The organism is Nonomuraea sp. NPDC049421 (assembly GCF_040677005.1).
Classification (GTDB): domain Bacteria; phylum Actinomycetota; class Actinomycetes; order Streptosporangiales; family Streptosporangiaceae; genus Nonomuraea; species Nonomuraea salmonea.
In genome coordinates, this window is the sequence record NZ_JBFAQA010000007.1 from 121,297 (window position 1) to 141,184 (window position 19,888).

The following is a 19,888-nucleotide window of genomic DNA, read 5'->3' on the forward strand; positions in this document are numbered from 1 at the left end:
ACCGTCCCGCGCCCGAGGTGAACCATGGCAGGAAAGCGTCCCGCCCTTCCCGACGCCGCCGACGCCGTCGCCTCCTGGTCGGACGACCGGCTCGGCAGCGCGGCGACGACGGCGATGGGCGCCGCCAGGGCGGCAGGCCAGGGGCCCGGCGGCGTACGAGACGTACATCGTCTTCGTCTTCGAGCCGCCGGGCCCTTGGATCAGCCGATCACTGGGCGGCGAGCGCGGCGATCTGCTCCGCGCTCAGCGCCCCGTCGTACGTACGGACGTCGTCCACGGCCCCCGGCCAGTAGCCGGTGAAGACGCCCGCCAGCTTCGTCCGCCCGAGCTGCACGGGCCCGGTGGCGTTCCACGTGCTCAGGTGGCTGGTGACGGTGGTGGAGGCCAGCCGCCCGTTGACGTAGACGCGCAGCTGACCGGCGAGCGCGTCGTACACGCCGGCCACGTGCGTCCACTCCATGGGGTTGGGGATGGCGTCGGAGCGCGTCCGTACGAGGGCGGCGGCGTCGGTGTCGGCGGCCGCCATACCGAGTGTCCATCTGCCCTGCTCCTTGTCGAAGCCGAGCTGGAACCCGGCGGCCCTGCTGCCCGGCTGGGCCACGGCCGCGCTGTCGCGGGCAGGAAGGTAGTCGAGCTGGGTCCAGGCGGTGACGGTGAAGCTCGACCTGGTGTCGACCACGGGACCGCCGGTCTGGGCGTACCCGTTGGCGCCGTCGAGCGCGAGTGCCCCGTCCAGCCAGCCCGACGTCCACGAGGCGGCTCCGGACAGCGACGCGGCGGTCGCCCGGCCCGAGGAGTCGGCCGCCGACGAGCCGGACTCCTCGTCCAGCTTCCAGTGGCCGACCAGCGTGGCAGCGCTGTTGACCAGATCGGCGACCTCGTCGGCGAACAGCGCGCGGTCATAGACGCGCACCTCGTCGACGTCCCCGGGCCAGTGGCCCGAAGCCGCCCCGGCGACCTTTCCGCGGCCGATCGTCAGGGAGCCTGTGGCGTTCCATGCGGTGGTGACGGCGGCGGTGCCCTCCAGCCTGCCGTTCACGTAGAGCGAGATCCGGCCCGCCGCCGAGTCGTGGACGCCGGTCAGGTGGACCCACTCGTTGAGGCGTGGCGCGGCGGCCGACAGGGCGCGGGCGGCGGGTGCGCCGTCCGCGTCGGCGCCGGGCGCGACCAGCGCCCAGCGGTTGTCGGCCTTGGCGTACTGCAGCGCGAACGCGCCCGTCCTCGCGCCCTCCTGGGTGAGGACGGTGGCGTCGGCGGCGGTGCCGGTCAGGCGGGCCCACGCGGCGACCGTGTAGTTGCGGGTGGTGTCGACGACCGGCCCTGACGCCTGGGCGTAGGCGCCGGCCAGCCGGAGCGCGCCGCCGGTGCGGCCCGAGGTCCAGGTGGCGCCGTACAGCGTGGCGGGGTGCGCCCCTGTGGCGTCGGCGGCGGTGTCGCCCTGGCCGTCGTCCATCGGCCAGTGCGCGGCGGGCGGACGGCCCGGGTTGACGTTGAAGACGTAGATGCGGATGGGGCCGAGCTGGCCCGCGCGGTCCTTGCTGCGGACGGACAGCACGTTCGGGCCGTCGTGCGACGGGGTGAGCCGGATCGTGGCCCGGCCGTCGGCGCCCGCCGCCACCTCGGTCTTCGGCGTGGTGTCCAGTCCGTAGACGTAGCCGACCACGTCGGTGACGCCGTCGGGGTCGAAGGTGAACGCGCCCGCCAGGCCGGCGCCGTCGCTCCAGCCGTTCTCCGTGTAGTCCGTGGAGGTGACGACCGGCTCCCTGCCGGGGGCGGTGGCGTCCACGGTGGCCTCGCACCACGGGCTCCACGCGCTGTTGGCCTTGCCGTCCTCGGCCCGCACCCGCCAGCGGACGAGCGCGCCGTCGGCGAAGAGCGCCTGCGGGATCGTGGCGGAGAAGGCGGTGCCCGACGAGCCGGAGGGGGTGACGTACTCGCCGGTCTTGGTGCCGGCCTCGTCGTACCACTCGAAGCGGCCCTTGACCGAGTTGTCGGCGTCCTTCAGCCTGGCCCAGAGCTTGGGCGTGGCGGTGCTGATGACCGGCCGGTCGTCACCGGAGACGCAGGGGCCGCCCGGGTCCGACCACACGTCGGCGGCCGCGGGGACGCCGGGGTAGGAGTTGTACTCGATGTTCAGGCTCGGGTTGTTCCTGAACTTCTTCCACGCGTAGACGTCGGTCTCGCTGGTGGCGCGCAGGCCGATCGTGACGTTCGCCCAGTTGTTCGCGGCGGCGTTGACGACCTGCGGCGTGACGTTGAACTCCACGCCGCCGGGCTTGCAGCTCGTGCCCCAGCCCTTGGCGACGTTCTTGGTGTCCAGCTTGGTCACCCAGGAGGGCTGCTTGTTCCAGGTGGTGGACTTGCTGATCGTGTTGGTGGCCCACGCCTCGACCTTGCGGGCGCTGCAGGAGTACGACCACGTCTCGTACGTGCGCAGCGTCGCCGAGATGATCTGCTTGCCGTGGATGGTCGAGCCGGTGTTCATCTGGAAGAACGAGCGGTTCTTCTGCGACTCGACGTGCCCCACGCGGGCGATGTCGCTGGAGTTGAGGTAGTTGGAGTTGGGCCAGTTGCTCCACACGGCCGTCCAGGCGTTGCGCGCGGCCGAGAAGTACGGGTCGAGGTAGATGGGGAACTTCGTGCCTGGATCGGTCATCATCCTGCGATCCGGCCGCAGCCGCAGCTTCTTGCCCTTCAGCTCCACGTCCATGACGGCCTCGCGGGCCTCGGGCGAGCGGCCCTCCTTGAACGCCTTCTGGTCGGGCAGGCCCTTCGAGTCCCACATCTTGGGGGTCGGCGCGATGAACAGCGTGCCGCCGTTGTCGTCGGTCGCCTCCAGGTTGCCGGCCGCGTCGGTCTCCAGCTCCAGCCCTTGTGCGGCGAGCGGGTACGCCAGCTCGGTCAGGCTCTCGGCCGCGGCCCGCGACTTGACGACCAGCACGTGGGAGAAGCCGTCCACGTCGGCGGTGACCTGGAGGTCCACGCCGGGCCTGACCTCGGCGTAGGTGGCGGTGTCGCCGCTCAGCGTGGGGGTGGGCAGCGGGCCGGTCCAGCCCAGCTCCATCGACTTGCCGCCGCGCGAGAGTCGGGCGAGCGCGCTGTCGCCGCCGCCGGAGAACGTCAGCCCGACCGCCGCGGCGACCGGCTCGACCGCGCCGTCGGGGCGCAGACGCAAGGTGGTGTCCACGGGCACCCAGCGGTCGTCCTTGCGGACGCGGACCGGGCGCACGTTCAGCTCCATCTTCATGGTGCCGTCGGGCTGGGCGAAGACCGTACGGGTCTCGCTGCGCAGGGCCTCCACCTCGACCGGCCGCCCGTCACGGCGGGCCCGCGCGGCCGCGGCCCGCTCGGGGTCGGCCGGTTGCGGTGGAGCAGCCCGCCCAGCGACGGGGCTGGGACGTGGCGCCTTTTCCGCCGCCGAAGGCGGTGCCACCGCCAAAGTCGTGATCGATAACGCCGCCGCCACCAGCCCGTGCACTAATCGCATACGTGCCTCGCCCATGCTGAGCAGGGATGACGCGCGGACATGCGAACGTCCGGCGTCTCCACGATCTTCACGTGATGATCGGATTTTCACCCGCGTCGATCGCGAACACCAGAGTTCTGCTCATAATGCTCAAAATTCTCTTCAGCGCGGGCGGGCACGATGGAGAGAACCGTCATACCTCCGTGGGCAGCGGCGACGCGGCCGGATTGACCCGCCTGACGATCTCGTCGAGCACGATCCGTACGTACGGCTCCCCCACCCACAGGTGCTTGGCCCCGTCGACGCCGATCACCTCGGCCTGCGGCACCCGCGCGAAGCGCGCCTTGGCCTCGTCGGGCCGCAGGTAGTCGTCGAACTCCGGCACCAGCGCCACCAGCGGCCGCCCGAACTCCGCCCACTTGTCGAGGTCGGCATCGGTGGCCCTGTGCAGCGGCGGCGACAGCAGGATCGCCCCCTCGACCAGCGGGTCGTGCGCCCACTTCAGCGTCAGCTCGGTGCCGAACGACCAGCCGACCACCCAGACGTGGGGCAGGTCGTGGAACTCGGCGTATTCGAGGGCCGCCGCCACGTCGAACCGCTCGCCCTCGCCTCCGTCGAACGTGCCTTCCGAGGTGCCGCGCTCGGAGGAGGTGCCGCGCGTGTTGAAGCGCAGCACGGCCAGGTCGGCCAGCGCGGGCAGCCGGTTGGCCGCCTTCTTGTAGACGTGGCTGTCCATGAACCCGCCGTGGGTGGGCAGCGGGTGCAGGGTGACCAGCGTCGCCACCGGCGGCCGGTCGAGGGGCTGGGCCAGCTCGCCGACCAGGGTCAGGCCGTCGGCCGTGTGCAGCTCGATCGGCTCGCGCCGGGCGGGCAGCACGGTCGCCGCGCGAATCTCCACATCGATCCCTTCAGTAGCGGGTGCGGCCCGGGCCGCGGTCGAGTCTCTTACGCCAGCAGGCCTGGTGCCAGTGGCGGCGCTCCTCGTCGCCGCCCGGCCAGTTGGGCCAGGCCACCAGGTGCGGCTGCCCGCTGCGGATCTCCTGATCGCAGCCGGGACAGCGGTAGTTCTTCGTCGAGGAGGCGCCGGTGAGCACGCGGACCTTCCACTCGCCGTCGGGCCACTCCTCCACCTTGTCCAGCCCGGTCGGGAAGGCGAAGGGGCGGGTGGACTCCCTGCGGCGGGCGCGGCGGGGGCTCATGAGCGGGGGAACGTGCTCGCGCCGGCGACGACGAGCTGGTCGAGCAGGGGGGCGGGGGCGAAGGCGGGCTCGCGGTATTCGGCGTAGAGGGCGCGCAGCCCGTCGCGTACGCGGGCCAGGCCCATGGCCTCCATGGTCGCGAAGGGCCCGGCGGGGTAGCCGCAGCCCAGGCGCATGGCGGTGTCGATGTCGGCGATGGAGGCGTAGCCGGCGTCGTACATGCGGACGGCGTCGTTGAGATAGGGCAGCAGCAGCGCGTCGGCGACGAACCCGGCGCGGTCCTTGCACGGCACGGCCGCGAGGCCCAGCACCTTCATCAGGTCGCTCGCGGCGGCCACGGCGGCTGGCGAGGTGAGCGCGGTGACGGCCAGCTCGGCCGCCCGGTCGCCGTGCAGCCGCACGCCGACCAGCTTGGCAGGGTCGCGCAGGCGTACGGCGTGCTCGACCACCGGCCGGTCGGCCAGCCGCAGCACGACGTCGGGATCGTCGCCCGAGCGCCTGAACCCGGCCGCGCCGAGCCGCTCGGCCAGATCGTCAGCCCCAGGCCCGGCCACCTCGAACGCCGTCACCCCCGGCCGCGACCCGCCGTCAGGGGCACGTGGCGGCTCGCTGGAGTAGAACCCGCCTCCCGACTTGCGGCCCAGCCGCCCGGCGGTGACCAGCTCGCGCAGCAGCGGCGACGGCGCGTGCCGCCGGTCGCGGGTCTCGTCGTAGAGCACTTCCATGATCTCGTACGCGGTGTCGAGCCCGATCAGGTCGAGCAGCGTGAACGGCCCCATGGGCAGCCCCGCGCCCAGCCGCATGACGGCGTCGATGTCGTCGCGGGTGGCCACGCCCAGCTCCAGCAGCACGGCGGCGTGGTTGAGACAAGGCAGCAGCAGCCGGTTGACCACGAACCCGGCCCGGTCGCCCACGGTCACGGCGGTCTTGCCGAGCCGGCCCGCCAGCCCGGCGACCTCGTCGACGACGGCGGGCTCGCTCAGCACGGTGCGCACCACCTCGGCCAGCCGCATGACCGGCGCGGGATTGAAGAAGTGCAGGCCGACGACCCGGCCCGGCCGCCCGGTGGCGGCGGCGATCGCCGTCACCGACAGGGACGAGGTGTTGGTGGCGAGCACGGTCTCGGGCTTGCAGATGCGGTCGAGGTCGGCGAACAGCGCGAGCTTGAGGTCGAGGTGCTCGGGGATGGCCTCGATGACGAGATCGGCCTCGCGCAGGTCCTCCCTGGAGGTGGTCAGCGTGACCCGGTCCAGGATCGCGGCGCGTTCCTCCTCGGTGAGCCTGCCCTTGTCGAGCGCCCGCGCCGTGGAACCCTCCAGCAGCGAGCGGCCGCGCGCGAGCGCCTCGGCGTCGGCCTCGACGCCGAGCACGCGCAGCCCCGCCCGTGCGAACACCTCCGCGATGCCGGCACCCATCGTGCCCAGGCCGACCACACCCACCCGTTCGAACGCCATGCCTTCAGTTTTCCAGAGGCACTAAGGTGGACGGTCATGCGGCTGGTCATCGCGCGCTGCAGCGTGGATTACATCGGACGGCTCACGGCTCATCTGCCGATGGCCCCAAGACTCGTGCTCATCAAGGCCGACGGCAGCGTGAGCATCCACGCCGACGACCGCGCCTTCAAGCCGCTCAACTGGATGAACCCGCCGTGCAAGCTCAAAGAGGACGGCGAGACCTGGACGGTCACCCACGGCAAGACCGGCGAGAAGCTGGTGCTGACGATGGCCGAGATCCTCCACGACTCCAGTCACGAGCTGGGCGTCGACCCGGGCCTGATCAAGGACGGCGTCGAGGCCCACCTGCAGGAGCTGCTCGCCGAGCACATCACGACGCTCGGCCCCGGCTACTCCCTCATCCGCCGCGAATACATGACGGCCATCGGTCCCGTCGACATCCTGTGCCGCGACGCCTCGGGCGCGACGGTGGCGGTGGAGATCAAGCGCCGGGGCGAGATCGACGGGGTCGAGCAGCTCACCCGCTATCTGGAGCTGCTCAACCGCGATCCGATCCTGGCGCCCGTACGCGGGGTGTTCGCGGCCCAGGAGATCAAGCCGCAGGCCCGCGTCCTCGCCAGCGACCGCGGCATCGACTGCGTCACCCTCGACTACGACGCCCTGCGCGGCATCGAGCCGGAGAACCCCACGCTGTTCTGAGCGCCCGTGCACGGCGCTGCACGCGCCCCTGCGGGCCGAACGCCCACCTGCCAGACCCCTGACGGCGGCCCCGCCTTCAGCGGCCGCCATGGACGTCCCCGGACATTCTGGTAAGCGGTGGCTTACCGGATTATCGTGACGCCATGACGACCCTGACGTTCGACTCACTCAACCCGGCGACCGGCGCGGTCGTCGGGAGCCACCCGAAGGCCACTCCCGAGGCCGTGCACGAGGCCGTGGGCCGGGCGGAGACGGCCGCCGCGTGGTGGGCCGCGCTGGGCCACGCCGAGCGCAGGCGCCGGCTGCTCGACTACAAGGCGGTGCTCACCCAGCACATCAGGGAGCTGGCCGCGCTGATGCACGAGGAGAACGGCAAGCCCGTCGGCGACGCCACGCTGGAGCTGGTGCTGGCCGTCACCCACCTCGACTGGGCGGCCCGCAACGCCGCCAAGGTGCTCGGCCGCCGCCGGGTCAACACCGGCATGATCGGCCTCAACCTGGCCGCCACCCTCGAATACCTGCCGCTCGGCGTCGTCGGCGTCATCGGCCCGTGGAACTACCCGGTCTTCACCCCCATGGGCTCCATCGCGTACGCGCTCGCGGCCGGCAACGCCGTCGTGTTCAAGCCCAGCGAGCTGACCCCCGGCATCGGGGTGCGCCTGGCCGAGCTGTTCAGGGAGTCGGTGCCGGAGCACGAGGTCTTCCAGACCGTCACGGGTCTCGGCGAGACGGGCGCGGCGCTGGCCGGCGACCCGAGGGTGAAGAAGGTGGCCTTCACCGGCTCCACCGCCACGGCCAAGCGGGTGATGGCGGCCTGCGCCGAGAACCTCACCCCGATCGTCGCCGAGTGCGGCGGCAAGGACGCCTTCATCGTGGACGCCGACGCCGACCTCGCCGCCGCTGCCGACGCCTGCCTGTGGGGCGCCATGTCGAACGCCGGCCAGACCTGCGTGGGCGTCGAGCGGGTCTACGTGGTGGACGCGGCCTACGACGGCTTCATGCGCGAGCTGACCGGCCGGGCGGCCCGGCTGAAGGCGGGCGAGGACTACGGCCCGATCACCATGCCGGGCCAGGTGGACGTCATCAAGCGGCACATCGACGAGGCGGTCAAGGCGGGCAGGACGGTCACCGGCGGCTCCGACGCGGTCAGGGCGCCGTACGTGGATCCGGTGATCGTCGAGGACGTGCCCGAGGACTCCCCCGCCGTCCGCGAGGAGACCTTCGGCCCGACCATCACCGTCCGCCGCACCCGCGACGCGCAGGAGGCGCTGGAGCTGGCCAACACCTCGGCGTACGGGCTGGGCGGCACGATCTTCAGCCGCAACGCCCGCCGCGCCACCGAACTGGCCCGGTTGATGCGCAGCGGCATGACGGCGATCAACTCGGTCATCTCGTTCGCGGGAGTGCCCTCGCTGCCGTTCGGCGGGGTCGGCGACTCGGGGTTCGGCCGCATCCACGGCGCCGACGGATTGCGGGAATTCGCCAGGCCCAAGGCCATCTCGCGGCAGCGCTTCGCGATGCCGGGGATGAACATCACCTCGTTCACCAGGGCCCCCGCCGAACTTGAGCGACTGGTCAGGCTTGTCACGTTCTTGCATGGAAGACGTAAAAGGTAATCTTCTTACCCTTTCCCAGATCCGATCATCCGTCCATAATTGTGTGCTCTGGGGGCCACGATCATGTTGGACGGGTGGAATGTGAACCGGTCTTACCGGGGAATGTCGGCTGAGCAAAGGCTGGCAGACAGACGAGAGCGGCTGATGACGGCCGCGTACACGCTATACGCGAAGCCGGGTTTCGCGGCGACGACCATCGAAAGGCTCTGCTCGGAGGCGCGGATCTCCAACCGGGCCTTCTACGAATGTTTCGGCGGCCGCGAAGAGTTGCTGCAGGCGTTGCACGAGCGCTGCGTGGACGAAAGCCTGGCCGTCGTCGCGAAGGCCGTTCAGGACGCGCCTGCCACGCTCGACGGCCGGGTGAAGGCCGGCATTCGCGCGTATATCGAGTTCGCCACCGCCGACTGGCGGCGAGCGCGCATCATGCACGTCGAAGTACGCCGATCAGGCGACGTCCTGGCCCTGTCCCGCCAGCGCGCGATCGGCTCCTTCGCCAAGCTCGTCGAGGAGGCGTCCGCCGATTTCCCGCTCGCCGGCGGCCTCAATCGGCGGCTGGTCGCGCTGGGCGCCATAGGGGCCTTACAAGAGCTGCTCATCGAATGGCTGCTGGCCGACGATCAACCGGAGATCGACGAACTCGTCGAGGTCGCGGTGCACATCTTCGGCCGCGCACTGGGCCCCACCTGATCGTCCGTTCAATGCCATTGCACATTTGCAGCCGGAGCGACCCGGCCGAAATCGTCATTTAGTCAATGCAGAAAAAGAGCGGGCGACGGCTGATCGTCGCCCGCTCCGATATGTCACATCAGGCCACCGCGGCCTCGGGAACCTCCACGTTCAGCACCCGATTCAGCCGGGTCACCGCGAGGATCCGCATGATCCGCGGTGGCACCCCCCGAAGGACGAGGCGGCGTCGCACGCCGATCGCGCGCCGATGAGCGCCCACGAGCACACCGAGCCCGGTCGCGTCGATCATCTCCAGCTTGGAGAGATCGAGGATCAGGTCTCCTTCGCCGGAGTCGAGCGCCTTGTGCAGCCGCTCGCGCACCCCCGCCGACGTGCCGGCGTCGAGCCGGGCACCGATCCTCACCACCTGGGCCCGCGGATTGCCCCGGACGCGCATGCCACCTCCTCAGTCACGCACACGGCGTGGTCACAGCGCTGCGGACAGCGCTTGACGAGGTAAAACCTCACCATGTCCCTACCCAGCCATCGGGAGTGACACGACTGCTCGTAGCAGGAATTGTCCCTCTCCTGTCGGCTGGGCGGTCATCGCGCCTCCCACGGCCGCCAGCCGCTCGCTCAGCCCCGCCAGGCCACTGCCCAGGTCGGCCGCCTTCCTGCGGGCAACCCCGTCGTTGCGCACGGTCAGCTCCGCCTCGTCCGCAGTGAAGCGGAAGGAGATGTCGCAGAAGGTCGCCGTGCTGTGCTTCAGCACGTTCGTCACCGCCTCGCGCACCGCGAACGCGAACACCGGCGCCACTCCGTCCGGTGACTCGCGGTGGGGCAGTGCCACCTCGCAGCGGACCCCCGCCGCTTCGAGCACACTTTTCACGCTATTCAGCTCAGCGGTCAAGTCAAGCTCGCGGTAGCCGCGCACGGCCTGCCGCAGCTCCTTCAGCGCCTTCCTGGTCAGCGCGTTCACCTCGGCCATCTCGGCCTTGGCCGCGCCGGTGTCCACGTCCGACAGGCGTACCGCGAGCTCGGTCTTGACCGCGATGGCGGAGAGCTGGTGTCCCACGAGGTCGTGCAGATCCCGGGAGAAGCGCAGCCGCTCCTCGGCCAGCGCCAGCCGGGTGTGCGCCTCCTTGCCCCGGTGCGCCTCCACGGCCAGCCTCCAGATCCACATCCACACCCTGTTGGAGGGCGGGATGATCACGCACAGCAGGCCGTACGCCATCGCGTCCAGCAACAACCGCTGGGTCATCGTCATGCCGGAGACGATCCCCGACAGCATGGTCCCGCCGCTGAGCGCCGACAGGCCCACACCGGTCACCCACGTGCCGGCCGCCACCACGTACGACCAGCGCTTGGGGATCTCCAGCACGGCGATCGACAACCAGCACAGGAGCAGGAAGCCCCACCCGACCGGCTCGGCCCCGCCCAGGGCCGCCGCGAGCACGGCGAGGACCGCCGCCATCCCCACCTTCCTGGTGGGGTAGCGGCGGTCCAGGAGCTCGTCCACCACCTGCCAGGAGACCCAGGTGAAGCCGGCCGCGGCGACCGCGGCCGGCACCACCCGCCACCAGATGAACCGACCGTCGGCGAGTGCGTTGAAGACGGCCAGGCCGATCAGGATCCAGGAGGCGAGGAAGGCGAACCCGAGCACCCTCTTGGTGATCGCACGCGCCTGTTCGATCGTGTCCATCTACCGCGTACGGAGGACTTCGGTGAGCTTGAGCCGCGCCCCCGTCCGCAGCACGGCCCGGCGGTACACCGTCGCCCCGAAGGCCAGCACGCCCGCCACGCCCAGCATCATGAGCCCCATGGACGCGGCCACCTGCCACACCGGCACCTCGGTCGCGGCCATCCGCACCGGCATGATCATGGAGGAGAAGGGCGGGATGAACGACCCGACCGTGGCCAGCGTGCTCGTGGGCTCGTTGCCCGCGTAGAAGGCCACGAAGTACGTGCCCATGATGACCATGGTGAGCGGCGTCATCACGGTGTTGACCTCCTCCTGCCGCGAGACCAGCGAGCCGGAGGCCGCCGCCAGCGTGGCGAAGAAGGCGTAACCGAGCACGAACCAGAGGACGACCGCCACCACGAGCCCGGTCATGCCGGGCGGGAAGTCGGCCGCGAGGCCCGAGGCCGAGGCCGCGACCAGGCCGACGACCAGGATCGTCACCAGGTTGATCAGACCGACCACGCCCAGGCCGAGGATCTTGCCGCCGAGCAGCTGCCACGGCCGCACCGAGGCCAGCAGGATCTCGACGATGCGGCTGCCCTTCTCCTCGACCACGCCCATGGCCACCATCACGACCTGACCGATGATCATGAAGAAGAGCACGAAGACGAGGACCGTCGCGATGCCCGTCCTGGCCGCTTCGTAGCGCGTGTCCGCGCCGACCGACTGGACCTGCAGCGGCGGGATGTCGACGCCCGCGGCGCCGAGCTTGACCTCCCGGTTCACGCTCTGCATGAGCACGCCGAGCTCCTGGTCGATCTCGCCGTCCGTGAGCACCCTGGTGCCGTCGACCAGCACCGCGTCCACGTCGCCCGCCAGCACGGCGGTCTTGGCCGCCGCCTCGTCGGCGAACTGGCGCCACTCGAACGTGATGTCCGGCGCCGCCCGGTCCAGCGGCAGCTGCTCGGAGTTGACGGTGCCCACCGTGTACGAGTCCCCGCCGTCGAACAGCTTGGGCGCGTACGACAGCAGCCCCACCAGCACCGCCGTGATGACCAGGCCGATCACGAACCCCTTGGTTCTGACCTGCGTGGTGATCTCACGCCCGGCGACCAGCATCAGTCCGTTCACGCCACGGCCTCCTTGAAGATCTCGGTGAGCGACGGGTGCTCGGCGCCGAAGCGCTCGACCACGCCCGCCTTCATGGCGCGGCGCAGCAGTTCCTGGCCGTCGCCCGCGTTCGTGCGCAGGGTGTGCAGGTCGCCGTGGACGGTGACCGTGCCGGGCAGGCCGTCGGCCCAGCCGGGCGCCGGGTCGCGGACGGCCACCACCGTCGTGCCGCCCTCGGCCGCGCGCAGCTCCTCCACCGTGCCGGTGGCCACCATGCGGCCGGACGAGACGATGCCCACGGAGTCGCACAGCCGCTCCACCAGCTCCAGCTGGTGGCTGGAGAAGATCACCGGCACGCCGCTCCTGCACCGCTCCTGCAGCGCCGCGGCGAGCGCGTCCACCGCGATCGGGTCGAGTCCGGAGAACGGCTCGTCGAGGATCAGCACCTCGGGGTCGTGCACCAGCGCCACCGCGAGCTGGACCCGCTGCTGGTTGCCCAGCGAGAGCGCCTGCACGGCGTCGTTCCTGCGCTCGGTCAGCCCGAGCCGCTGCAGCAGCTCGTCGGTGGCCTTCTTGGCGGCCGTGGTGCTCAGGCCGTGCAGCCGGCCGAAGTACTCGATCTGCTGGCCCACCCGCATCTTCTGGTACAGCCCGCGCTCTTCCGGCATGTAGCCGAAGCGCTGGCGGGCGTCGTAGCCGAGCGGCCTGCCCTGCCAGCCCACCGAGCCGGAGTCGGCCTGGAGCACGCCCATCACGATGCGCATCGTCGTGGTCTTGCCGGCGCCGTTCGCGCCGACGAAGCCGTACATCTCGCCCGGCCGTACGCTGAAGCTGACGCCGTCCAGGGCGAGCTTGCCGCCCGGGGCGCCGGGACCACCCGCGAAAGTCTTGCGCAGCTCGCTGATCTCGAGCATCAGGTCATCTCCTTCGTCATGCGTCCATGGTGGCGTTTGCCCCATTGGCCCGGCCAGTCGGAGAAATCACCGGCCCGAGGTGCATCCCGCGTCCGATCCCGATGACATTTGTCATTACGCTGTGCCCATGACGCGCGCCGACAAGGACAAACCGGTCGTACTCTCCCGCATCTACACCCGTACCGGTGACGACGGCACCACTTCGCTGGTCGATGGCAGCCGCACCCACAAGACCGACCCCCGGCTGGTCGCCTACGCCGACGTCGAGGAGGCCAACGCCCACCTGGGCGTCGCGCTGTCACACGGCACGCTGCCGCCCGAGCTGGCGGAGGTGCTGGTGAGGGTGCAGAACGAGCTGTTCGACGTGGGGGCAGACCTCGCCACGCCGGTGGTGGCCGAGCCCGAGTTCCCGCCGCTGCGGGTCGAGGCGTCGTACATCGCGTGGCTGGAGGAGCAGTGTGACCGCTTCAACGCCGGCCTCAAGCCGCTGCGGAGCTTCATCCTGCCCGGCGGCGACCCCGCCACGGCCGCCCTGCACGTGGCCCGCGTCACCGTACGCCGTGCGGAGCGCTCGGCGTGGGCGGCCATGCGGGCGCACGACGACACCAACCCGCTGACCGCGAAATACCTCAACCGCCTGTCGGACCTGCTGTTCATCGCCTGCCGGGTCGCCCACGACGGCGGCGAGATCCTCTGGAAGCCAGGCGGCACCCGCTAGGCGACGTCGAGATAGGCGCTCGGCGGCGCCGACTCCAGCCAGGCCAGGAACCCGGTCATCGCGTCGGCGCTCATCGCCAGCGAGATGCCCCGGGTGCTGCCCGAGCAGTCGACGGCGAACAGGCCGCCGTCGATCTCCCTGCGGGCGGAGACGACAAGGCCGCGCCTCGCGATAGCGTGACGCGGCCTGAGTCGGACGCCCAGCAGCGGGATCCAGTGGAGCTCCCCGTCGGCGTAGCGGGCCACCCCGCTCTGCCATCCGCGCTCCCCCACGCGCAGCCGACAGGGTACGCTCCCGCGCGCGCGGGACAGCATGGCCCCCCGCACGACGATGAGGGCGGCAAGTAGCACTACGAGAATCACAACCGTCGCCACCATGCCGCCCCCCTGAGCCCGCTTGCTAGGTGCTATTAAACCTCTTCGCCCGCCGCGCGCAGGCGGGCCCTGGCACGCTTGGCCTCCACGGCCGCGTCGGCGTCCTCCTGGTTGGCCTCGATCGAGGCCTGGGCCCGGTCGAGAGCGTCACGAGCCGCCGCGATATCGACCTCGGAGCCGAGCTCGGCCACCTCGGCCAGCACGGAGACCTCGTCGTCGGCGACGGAGATGAAGCCCCCGTGCACCGCCGCCACCAGCTCCGGCTCGCCTTCCCGCTTCACGCGCAGCACCCCGCCCTCGACGAGGACGCCGAGCACAGGTGCGTGTTGCGGCATAATACCGATCTCGCCGTCCACGGTCTTGGCAATCACCATGTCGGCCTCGCCCGACCAGATCTCACGCTCGGGTGAGACAACCCCTACGCGTAGCTTCGCCACTTGTGTAGGTTCCTTTCCGATCAGGTGGTGGCACGGCGCTCCTGCCATACCACCACCGTGGGGCGATTAGCGACGCTCGAGTTCCTTGGCCTTGGCGATGGCCTGCTCGATGCCACCGACCATGAAGAACGCCTGCTCGGGCAGGTGGTCGTACTCGCCGGCGCACAGGCCCTTGAACGAGGCGATGGTCTCGTCCAGCGGCACCGTCTCGCCCGGCTGGCCGGTGAAGGCCTCGGCCGCGTACATCGGGTGCGACAGGAAGCGCTCGATGCGGCGGGCCCGCTGGACGGTGACCTTGTCCTCTTCGGACAGCTCGTCGATACCGAGGATCGCGATGATGTCCTGGAGCTCGCGGTACTTCTGCAGGATCCGCTTGGTCTCCTGGGCCACCGCGTAGTGCTCCTCGCCCACGATCTGCGGGTCGAGGATGCGGGAGGAGGAGTCGAGCGGGTCCACCGCGGGGTAGATGCCCTTCTCGGAGATGGGCCGCGAGAGCACGGTCTGCGCGTCGAGGTGCGCGAACGCGTTGTGCGGCGCCGGGTCGGTGATGTCGTCCGCGGGGACGTAGATCGCCTGCATGGAGGTGATCGAGTGACCACGCGTCGAGGTGATGCGCTCTTGGAGCACACCCATCTCGTCGGCCAGCGTGGGCTGGTAACCCACGGCGGACGGCATACGGCCGAGCAGCGTCGAGACCTCGGAACCGGCCTGCGTGAAGCGGAAGATGTTGTCGATGAACAGCAGCACGTCCTGCTTCTGCACATCGCGGAAGTACTCCGCCATCGTCAGCGCCGACAGGGCGACCCGCAGACGGGTGCCCGGCGGCTCGTCCATCTGGCCGAAGACGAGCGCGGTGTCCTTGAGGACGTCCGCCTCCTCCATCTCCAGCCAGAGGTCGTTGCCCTCACGGGTGCGCTCGCCGACACCGGCGAAGCACGACGTGCCGCCGAAGTTACGGGCGACACGGCGGATCATCTCCTGGATGAGCACCGTCTTGCCCACGCCGGCGCCGCCGAACAGGCCGATCTTCCCACCCTGCACGTAGGGGGTGAGCAGGTCGATGACCTTGATGCCGGTGACCAGCAGCTCGGTGCGGGACTCCAGCTGGTCGAAGGCGGGCGACGGCCGGTGGATCGGCCAGCGCTCCTCGACCTTCAGCGAGGAGGTCGGCACGTCGAGCGTCTCGCCCAGCGCGTTCCACACGTGGCCCTTGACGACGTCGCCGACCGGCACCGAGATCGGGGCGCCGGAGTCGACCACGGCCTGACCGCGGACCAGGCCGTCGGTGGGCTGCATGGAGATGGCGCGCACGAGGTTGTCACCCAGGTGCTGGGCGACCTCGAGCGTCAGGGTCTTGGTCTCGCCACCGAGGGTCACCTCGACGTTGAGCGCGTTGTAGATGTCGGGCATCGCATCGACGGGGAACTCCACGTCGACGACGGCGCCGGTGACACGTGCCACGCGGCCAGTGCCGGCCGCGGGGGCTTCCACAGTTTCTACAGCCTCTGCAGTCATTTCACTCTTTCCCCGCTGCGGCGTCAGCGAGCGCGTTGGCGCCACCGACGATCTCGCTGATTTCCTGGGTGATCTCGGCCTGGCGAGCCTGGTTCATCTGCTGGGTGAGCACCCGCATCAGCTCGTTGGCGTTGTCGGTCGCCGACTTCATCGCGCGCCGCCGCGCGGCCTCCTCGGAGGCCGCGGACTGCAGCAGCGCCGTGAAGATGCGCGACTCCACGTAGCGCGGCAGCAGCGCCTCCAGCACGTCGCCGGCGGTCGGCTCGAACTCGAAGTACGGCGGGATCACGGTGGACTCCGTCGCCTCGGTCTCCTCGACCTCCAGCGGAAGGACGCGCTTGACCACGACGTTCTGCGCCAGCATCGAGACGAACTCGGTCGAGACGATGTGGATCTCGTCGATGCCGTTGTCGTCCTTGAACGACTCGATCAGCGTGCTCGCGATCTCCTTGGCGTCGGCGTAGGCCGGCCGGCGGGTGAAGCCGGTCCAGCTGCCACCCATCTCCCTGTTACGGAAGGTGTGCCAGGTGACGCCCTTGGTGCCGGTCACGAACGGCACGACGTCGAGGCCGCGGCCCTCCAGCAGGCCGCGCAGGGCCTCGGCCTCGCGCAGCACGTTGGCGTTGAAGCCGCCGCAGAACCCGCTGTCGCTGGTGACGATGAGCACGCCCGCCTTGGCGGGGTTCTCCTTCGCCACGGTCAGCGGATGGTCGACGCTGGCCGCGTTGCTGACGACGCCGGTGACGGCGCGAGTGATCTCACGCTCGTACGGCAGCGCCGCCTGCATCCGCTGCTGCGCCTTCACGATCCGTGAAGAGGCGATGAGCTCCTGCGCGCGCGTGATCTTCGCGGTGGACTTCACCGAGGTGATCCGCCGGCGCAGCTGCCTTAGCTGGGCACCCATCTGCTACTTCTTCTCCGCCGGACGGACGACCTTCTTGATCTTCTCCTGGCCGACCTCGTCGGCACCCAGCGGAGCGATCGGCTCGTCCTTGACCAGCAGCTCACCCGAGGAGGTGGTGAAGCCCTTCTTGAACTCCGTGATGGCGTCCTTGAGAGCGGTCACCGTGTCGTCGGACATCTCGCGGGTCTCGCGGATGGTGTCGAGGATGCCCTTGTGCGAGGACTGCAGGTAGTCGAGGAACTCGCCCTCGAACCGGCGGATGTCCTCGACCGGCACCTCGTCGAGCTCGCCGCTCGTGCCGGACCACACCGACACGACCTGACGCTCGACGGGGAACGGCGCGTACTGCGGCTGCTTGAGCAGCTCGACCAGCCGCTGGCCGCGCTCCAGCTGAGCGAGCGAGGCGGCGTCGAGGTCGGACGCGAACGCGGCGAACGCCTCGAGGTCGCGGTACTGCGACAGCGACAGCTTCAGCGTGCCGGAGACCTTGCGCATGGCCTTGACCTGCGCGGAGCCACCGACTCGGGACACCGAGATACCGACGTTGATGGCCGGGCGGACACCGGCGTTGAACAGGTCGGTCTCCAGGAAGCACTGACCGTCGGTGATGGAGATGACGTTGGTCGGGATGAACGCCGACACGTCGTTGCCCTTGGTCTCGATGACCGGCAGACCCGTCATCGAGCCACCGCCCATGTCGGCGGAGAGCTTCGCGCAGCGCTCCAGCAGCCGGGAGTGGAGGTAGAAGACGTCGCCGGGGAAGGCCTCACGGCCCGGCGGGCGACGCAGCAGCAGGGACACGGCGCGGTAGGCGTCGGCCTGCTTGGTCAGGTCGTCGAAGACGATCAGAACGTGCTTGCCCTGGTACATCCAGTGCTGGCCGATGGCCGAGCCGGTGTAGGGGGCAAGGTACTTGTAACCGGCCGGGTCGGAGGCCGGGGCGGCGACGATGGTGGTGTACTCCATCGCGCCCGCCTCCTCCAGGCGGGCCTTGACCTGCGCGATCGTCGAGCCCTTCTGGCCGACGGCGACGTAGACGCAGCGGACCTGCTGCTCGGGGTCGCCCGACAGCCAGCCCTCGCGCTGGTTGAGGATGGTGTCCACGGCGATCGCGGTCTTGCCGGTGCCACGGTCACCGATGATCAGCTGGCGCTGGCCGCGGCCGATCGGCGTCATGGCGTCGATCGCCTTGATGCCGGTCTGCAGCGGCTGCTTCACCGGCTGCCTCTGGACGACCGAGGGGGCCTGCAGCTCAAGGGCGCGGATGCCCTCGGCCTCGATGGCTCCCTTGCCGTCGAGCGGGTTGCCCAGGGGGTCGACCACGCGGCCGAGGAAGTTATCGCCGACGGGCACGGACAGGACCTCGCCCGTCCTGCGGACCGTCTGGCCCTCCTCGATGCCGGCGAACTCGCCGAGGACCACGGCACCGATCTCACGGGTGTCGAGGTTGAGTGCCAGGCCGCGCGTACCGTTCTCGAACTCGAGCAGCTCGTTCGCCATCGCCGAGGGAAGGCCGGAGACATGGGCAATGCCGTCGCCGGCGTCGACGACGGTCCCGATCTCCTCGCGCGCGGCGCCTTCCGGTTCGTACGCCTGGACGAAGCGCTCAAGCGCGTCCCGGATCTCGTCCGGCCGGATCGTAAGCTCCGCCATCTCTACTCTGTCTCCCTATTCGCCTAGCCGGCCAACCGGCGGCGGACTTCTTCGATTCGTCCCACAATGGTGGTGTCGATGATCTCGTCGCCGATGCGGACCGAGAACCCACCGAGCACTCGCTTGTCCACCTCGACGTTCAGGTGCACATCACGCCCGTACGAGGAGCGCAGCCACGTGGCCAGGCGCTCCTTCTGCGCGTCCGACAGCTCGACCGCGCTGCGCACCACCGCCACGAGGCGCTGGCGCTGCTGGGCCACGAGCTGGCCGACTTCTTCGAGACCGGCTTCCAGACTACGTCCTCGCGGATGCACGACGAGCTGCGTGACCAGGCGCAGGCTGGTCGGCGCCACCTTGCCGTCGAGCAGGTCGCGCAGCAGCGCGCGCTTGCCGTCCTCGGAGGCGCCCGCGTCGGTGAGCGCCCTGCGCAGGTCGGGGTTGGCGGCGACGATGCGGCCGAAGCGGAAGAGCTCGTCCTCCACGTCGTCGAGCCTGGACTGGCCCTCCGCCTCCGCCGCCGCGGCCACGACACCGAGCCGCTCCAGCACGTCGGCCAGGTCGCCCGTGCGCGACCAGCGGGCCGCGACCGCGGCCTCGGCCGTGGCCAGGGCGGCCTCGCCGACCTTGCCCTGCAGCAGCGAGCGCAGCACGCCCGACTTCTGCTCGGCCGGCCTCGCCGGGTCGGACAGGGCGCGGCGCAGGCCGTGCTCGCGGTCGAGCAGATCCGCGACCGCGAACAGCTCGTCGGAGAGCGCGCCGAGGTCGGCGCTGCCCGCGACCGCATTGAACCGCTCTTCGACCTCGGCCAGCGAGGTCCTGCTCAAACCCCTCATCGCGCGCTCACCCGCTCCTCGTTCGCCGCGCGGACGCGCACGCTCGCGTGTCCGCTCCGCTCACCGCGGGGGGTTCGCTCCAGCATCAGCGCACCGCCTGCGCGTTGCTGTTCTCCAGCTCGTCGAGGAACCGGTCCACGATGCGGCTCTGACGCGCCTCGTCCTCCAGCGACTCGCCGACGATGCGGCCGGCCAGCTCGGTCGACAGGCGGCCGATCTCGGTGCGGAGCTGGGCGAACGCCGCCTGGCGGTCGGCCTCGATCTGGGCGTGCGCGGCCTCGACGAGACGGCGGGCCTCGGCCTGCGCCTCCTCGCGAAGCTCGGCCTTGATCTGCGCGGCCTGCTCACGGGCCTCCTCGCGCAGCCTGGCGGCGTCGCGACGGGCCTCTTCGAGCTGCTCGGAGAAGCGCTTCTGCAGGGCCTGCGCCTCGGCCTGCGCCTCCTCTGCCCGCTTGATGCCACCCTCGATGGCGTCGGTGCGCTCGGCCAGCGTCTTCTGGATGCGCGGGACGAGGATCTTGCCGACGACGAGGAAGACGACGAGGAACGCGAAGATACCGACGACGAGCTCGTACGTGTGCGGAATGAGCGGACTCGACTCCGCCGCAAGGAGCGTAGCTGCCTTGATGATCATATTGCAGCCTTCCGT

19 protein-coding genes are annotated in these 19,888 nt (G+C 70.4%); 4 read left to right on the forward strand and 15 right to left on the reverse strand.

Annotated elements, in window-relative coordinates:
* Positions 1-208 precede the first annotated feature (208 nt).
* The 4 genes from AB0K18_RS14510 to AB0K18_RS14525 form a co-directional block, all read right to left on the reverse strand.
* On the reverse strand, positions 209-3,487 hold the full coding sequence (locus AB0K18_RS14510) for a LamG-like jellyroll fold domain-containing protein (protein ID WP_364914484.1): 3,279 nt from the start codon (positions 3,485-3,487) through the stop codon (positions 209-211).
* A gap of 172 nt (positions 3,488-3,659) precedes the next feature.
* Positions 3,660-4,364 carry an alpha/beta fold hydrolase gene (locus tag AB0K18_RS14515; protein ID WP_364914485.1) on the reverse strand — a complete coding sequence of 235 codons (705 nt, stop codon included), beginning with the start codon at positions 4,362-4,364 and terminating at the stop codon, positions 3,660-3,662.
* Positions 4,365-4,374: 10 nt separating this feature from the next.
* Complete coding sequence (locus tag AB0K18_RS14520; RefSeq protein ID WP_364914486.1) at positions 4,375-4,665, reverse strand: ATP/GTP-binding protein; 291 nt, start codon at positions 4,663-4,665, stop codon at positions 4,375-4,377.
* Positions 4,662-6,119 (reverse strand): 3-hydroxyacyl-CoA dehydrogenase NAD-binding domain-containing protein, encoded by a 1,458-nt coding sequence (locus AB0K18_RS14525; protein ID WP_364914487.1) that lies wholly within the window; start codon positions 6,117-6,119, stop codon positions 4,662-4,664. Before AB0K18_RS14525 ends, AB0K18_RS14520 begins: the two co-directional genes overlap by 4 nt.
* A 36-nt stretch (positions 6,120-6,155) precedes the next feature.
* Between AB0K18_RS14525 and nucS the strand changes: the two genes are divergently transcribed.
* From nucS to AB0K18_RS14540, 3 genes are all read left to right on the forward strand, one after another.
* Positions 6,156-6,818, forward strand: coding sequence for an endonuclease NucS (gene nucS, locus AB0K18_RS14530; protein WP_364914488.1), 663 nt, complete (start codon positions 6,156-6,158; stop codon positions 6,816-6,818).
* Positions 6,819-6,961: 143 nt separating this feature from the next.
* Positions 6,962-8,434 carry an aldehyde dehydrogenase family protein gene (locus AB0K18_RS14535; protein ID WP_364914489.1) on the forward strand — a complete coding sequence of 491 codons (1,473 nt, stop codon included), beginning with the start codon at positions 6,962-6,964 and terminating at the stop codon, positions 8,432-8,434.
* Between the two features lie 144 nt (positions 8,435-8,578).
* Positions 8,579-9,121 carry a TetR/AcrR family transcriptional regulator gene (locus AB0K18_RS14540; protein WP_364914490.1) on the forward strand — a complete coding sequence of 181 codons (543 nt, stop codon included), beginning with the start codon at positions 8,579-8,581 and terminating at the stop codon, positions 9,119-9,121.
* 118 nt (positions 9,122-9,239) lie between these two features.
* Here AB0K18_RS14540 and AB0K18_RS14545 read toward each other — a convergent pair whose 3' ends face one another.
* The 4 genes from AB0K18_RS14545 to AB0K18_RS14560 all read right to left on the reverse strand — a co-directional run bounded on the left by AB0K18_RS14545 (position 9,240) and on the right by AB0K18_RS14560 (position 12,805).
* Positions 9,240-9,557 (reverse strand): STAS domain-containing protein, encoded by a 318-nt coding sequence (locus AB0K18_RS14545; protein WP_364914491.1) that lies wholly within the window; start codon positions 9,555-9,557, stop codon positions 9,240-9,242.
* Between the two features lie 78 nt (positions 9,558-9,635).
* Positions 9,636-10,802: a histidine kinase gene (locus AB0K18_RS14550; protein WP_364914492.1), complete on the reverse strand. Its 1,167-nt coding sequence runs from the start codon at positions 10,800-10,802 to the stop codon at positions 9,636-9,638.
* Positions 10,803-11,912, reverse strand: a complete 1,110-nt coding sequence (locus AB0K18_RS14555) for an ABC transporter permease (RefSeq protein ID WP_364914493.1) — start codon at positions 11,910-11,912, stop codon at positions 10,803-10,805.
* A complete protein-coding gene (locus tag AB0K18_RS14560; RefSeq protein ID WP_364914494.1) occupies positions 11,909-12,805 on the reverse strand; it encodes an ATP-binding cassette domain-containing protein in 897 nt (298 codons plus the stop codon). Before AB0K18_RS14560 ends, AB0K18_RS14555 begins: the two co-directional genes overlap by 4 nt.
* A gap of 127 nt (positions 12,806-12,932) precedes the next feature.
* Between AB0K18_RS14560 and AB0K18_RS14565 the strand changes: the two genes are divergently transcribed.
* Positions 12,933-13,523: a cob(I)yrinic acid a,c-diamide adenosyltransferase gene (locus AB0K18_RS14565; protein ID WP_364914495.1), complete on the forward strand. Its 591-nt coding sequence runs from the start codon at positions 12,933-12,935 to the stop codon at positions 13,521-13,523.
* Here the strand turns inward: AB0K18_RS14565 and AB0K18_RS14570 are convergent.
* The 7 genes from AB0K18_RS14570 to AB0K18_RS14600 all read right to left on the reverse strand — a co-directional run bounded on the left by AB0K18_RS14570 (position 13,520) and on the right by AB0K18_RS14600 (position 19,873).
* A complete protein-coding gene (locus AB0K18_RS14570) occupies positions 13,520-13,900 on the reverse strand; it encodes a DUF2550 domain-containing protein (protein WP_355429907.1) in 381 nt (126 codons plus the stop codon). The two genes, AB0K18_RS14565 and AB0K18_RS14570, sit on opposite strands and share 4 nt — an antisense overlap.
* Before the next feature lie 32 nt (positions 13,901-13,932).
* Complete coding sequence (locus AB0K18_RS14575) at positions 13,933-14,334, reverse strand: F0F1 ATP synthase subunit epsilon (protein WP_364914496.1); 402 nt, start codon at positions 14,332-14,334, stop codon at positions 13,933-13,935.
* 66 nt (positions 14,335-14,400) lie between these two features.
* On the reverse strand, positions 14,401-15,849 hold the full coding sequence (gene atpD, locus AB0K18_RS14580) for a F0F1 ATP synthase subunit beta (RefSeq protein ID WP_355429910.1): 1,449 nt from the start codon (positions 15,847-15,849) through the stop codon (positions 14,401-14,403).
* Between the two features lies 1 nt (position 15,850).
* Positions 15,851-16,753, reverse strand: a complete 903-nt coding sequence (locus tag AB0K18_RS14585) for a F0F1 ATP synthase subunit gamma (RefSeq protein ID WP_364914497.1) — start codon at positions 16,751-16,753, stop codon at positions 15,851-15,853.
* Between the two features lie 3 nt (positions 16,754-16,756).
* Complete coding sequence (gene atpA, locus AB0K18_RS14590; RefSeq protein WP_364914498.1) at positions 16,757-18,406, reverse strand: F0F1 ATP synthase subunit alpha; 1,650 nt, start codon at positions 18,404-18,406, stop codon at positions 16,757-16,759.
* A 23-nt stretch (positions 18,407-18,429) separates the two neighbouring features.
* On the reverse strand, positions 18,430-19,239 hold the full coding sequence (locus AB0K18_RS14595) for a F0F1 ATP synthase subunit delta (RefSeq protein WP_364914499.1): 810 nt from the start codon (positions 19,237-19,239) through the stop codon (positions 18,430-18,432).
* A gap of 85 nt (positions 19,240-19,324) precedes the next feature.
* Entirely contained in the window at positions 19,325-19,873 is a 549-nt protein-coding gene (locus AB0K18_RS14600; RefSeq protein ID WP_345397575.1) for a F0F1 ATP synthase subunit B, read from the reverse strand.
* Between the last annotated feature and the right edge of the window lie 15 nt (positions 19,874-19,888).

Coding starts and splice junctions, on each gene's coding strand:
- AB0K18_RS14510 (WP_364914484.1), bottom strand. CDS start 3,487: ATGCGATTAGTGCACGGGCTGGTGGCGGCGGCGTTATCGATCACGACT.
- AB0K18_RS14520 (WP_364914486.1), bottom strand. CDS start 4,665: ATGAGCCCCCGCCGCGCCCGCCGCAGGGAGTCCACCCGCCCCTTCGCC.
- AB0K18_RS14525 (WP_364914487.1), bottom strand. CDS start 6,119: ATGGCGTTCGAACGGGTGGGTGTGGTCGGCCTGGGCACGATGGGTGCC.
- nucS (WP_364914488.1), top strand. CDS start 6,156: ATGCGGCTGGTCATCGCGCGCTGCAGCGTGGATTACATCGGACGGCTC.
- AB0K18_RS14535 (WP_364914489.1), top strand. CDS start 6,962: ATGACGACCCTGACGTTCGACTCACTCAACCCGGCGACCGGCGCGGTC.
- AB0K18_RS14540 (WP_364914490.1), top strand. CDS start 8,579: ATGACGGCCGCGTACACGCTATACGCGAAGCCGGGTTTCGCGGCGACG.
- AB0K18_RS14545 (WP_364914491.1), bottom strand. CDS start 9,557: ATGCGCGTCCGGGGCAATCCGCGGGCCCAGGTGGTGAGGATCGGTGCC.
- AB0K18_RS14550 (WP_364914492.1), bottom strand. CDS start 10,802: ATGGACACGATCGAACAGGCGCGTGCGATCACCAAGAGGGTGCTCGGG.
- AB0K18_RS14560 (WP_364914494.1), bottom strand. CDS start 12,805: ATGCTCGAGATCAGCGAGCTGCGCAAGACTTTCGCGGGTGGTCCCGGC.
- AB0K18_RS14565 (WP_364914495.1), top strand. CDS start 12,933: ATGACGCGCGCCGACAAGGACAAACCGGTCGTACTCTCCCGCATCTAC.
- AB0K18_RS14570 (WP_355429907.1), bottom strand. CDS start 13,900: ATGGTGGCGACGGTTGTGATTCTCGTAGTGCTACTTGCCGCCCTCATC.
- atpD (WP_355429910.1), bottom strand. CDS start 15,849: ATGACTGCAGAGGCTGTAGAAACTGTGGAAGCCCCCGCGGCCGGCACT.
- AB0K18_RS14585 (WP_364914497.1), bottom strand. CDS start 16,753: ATGGGTGCCCAGCTAAGGCAGCTGCGCCGGCGGATCACCTCGGTGAAG.
- atpA (WP_364914498.1), bottom strand. CDS start 18,406: ATGGCGGAGCTTACGATCCGGCCGGACGAGATCCGGGACGCGCTTGAG.
- AB0K18_RS14595 (WP_364914499.1), bottom strand. CDS start 19,239: ATGAGGGGTTTGAGCAGGACCTCGCTGGCCGAGGTCGAAGAGCGGTTC.
- AB0K18_RS14600 (WP_345397575.1), bottom strand. CDS start 19,873: ATGATCATCAAGGCAGCTACGCTCCTTGCGGCGGAGTCGAGTCCGCTC.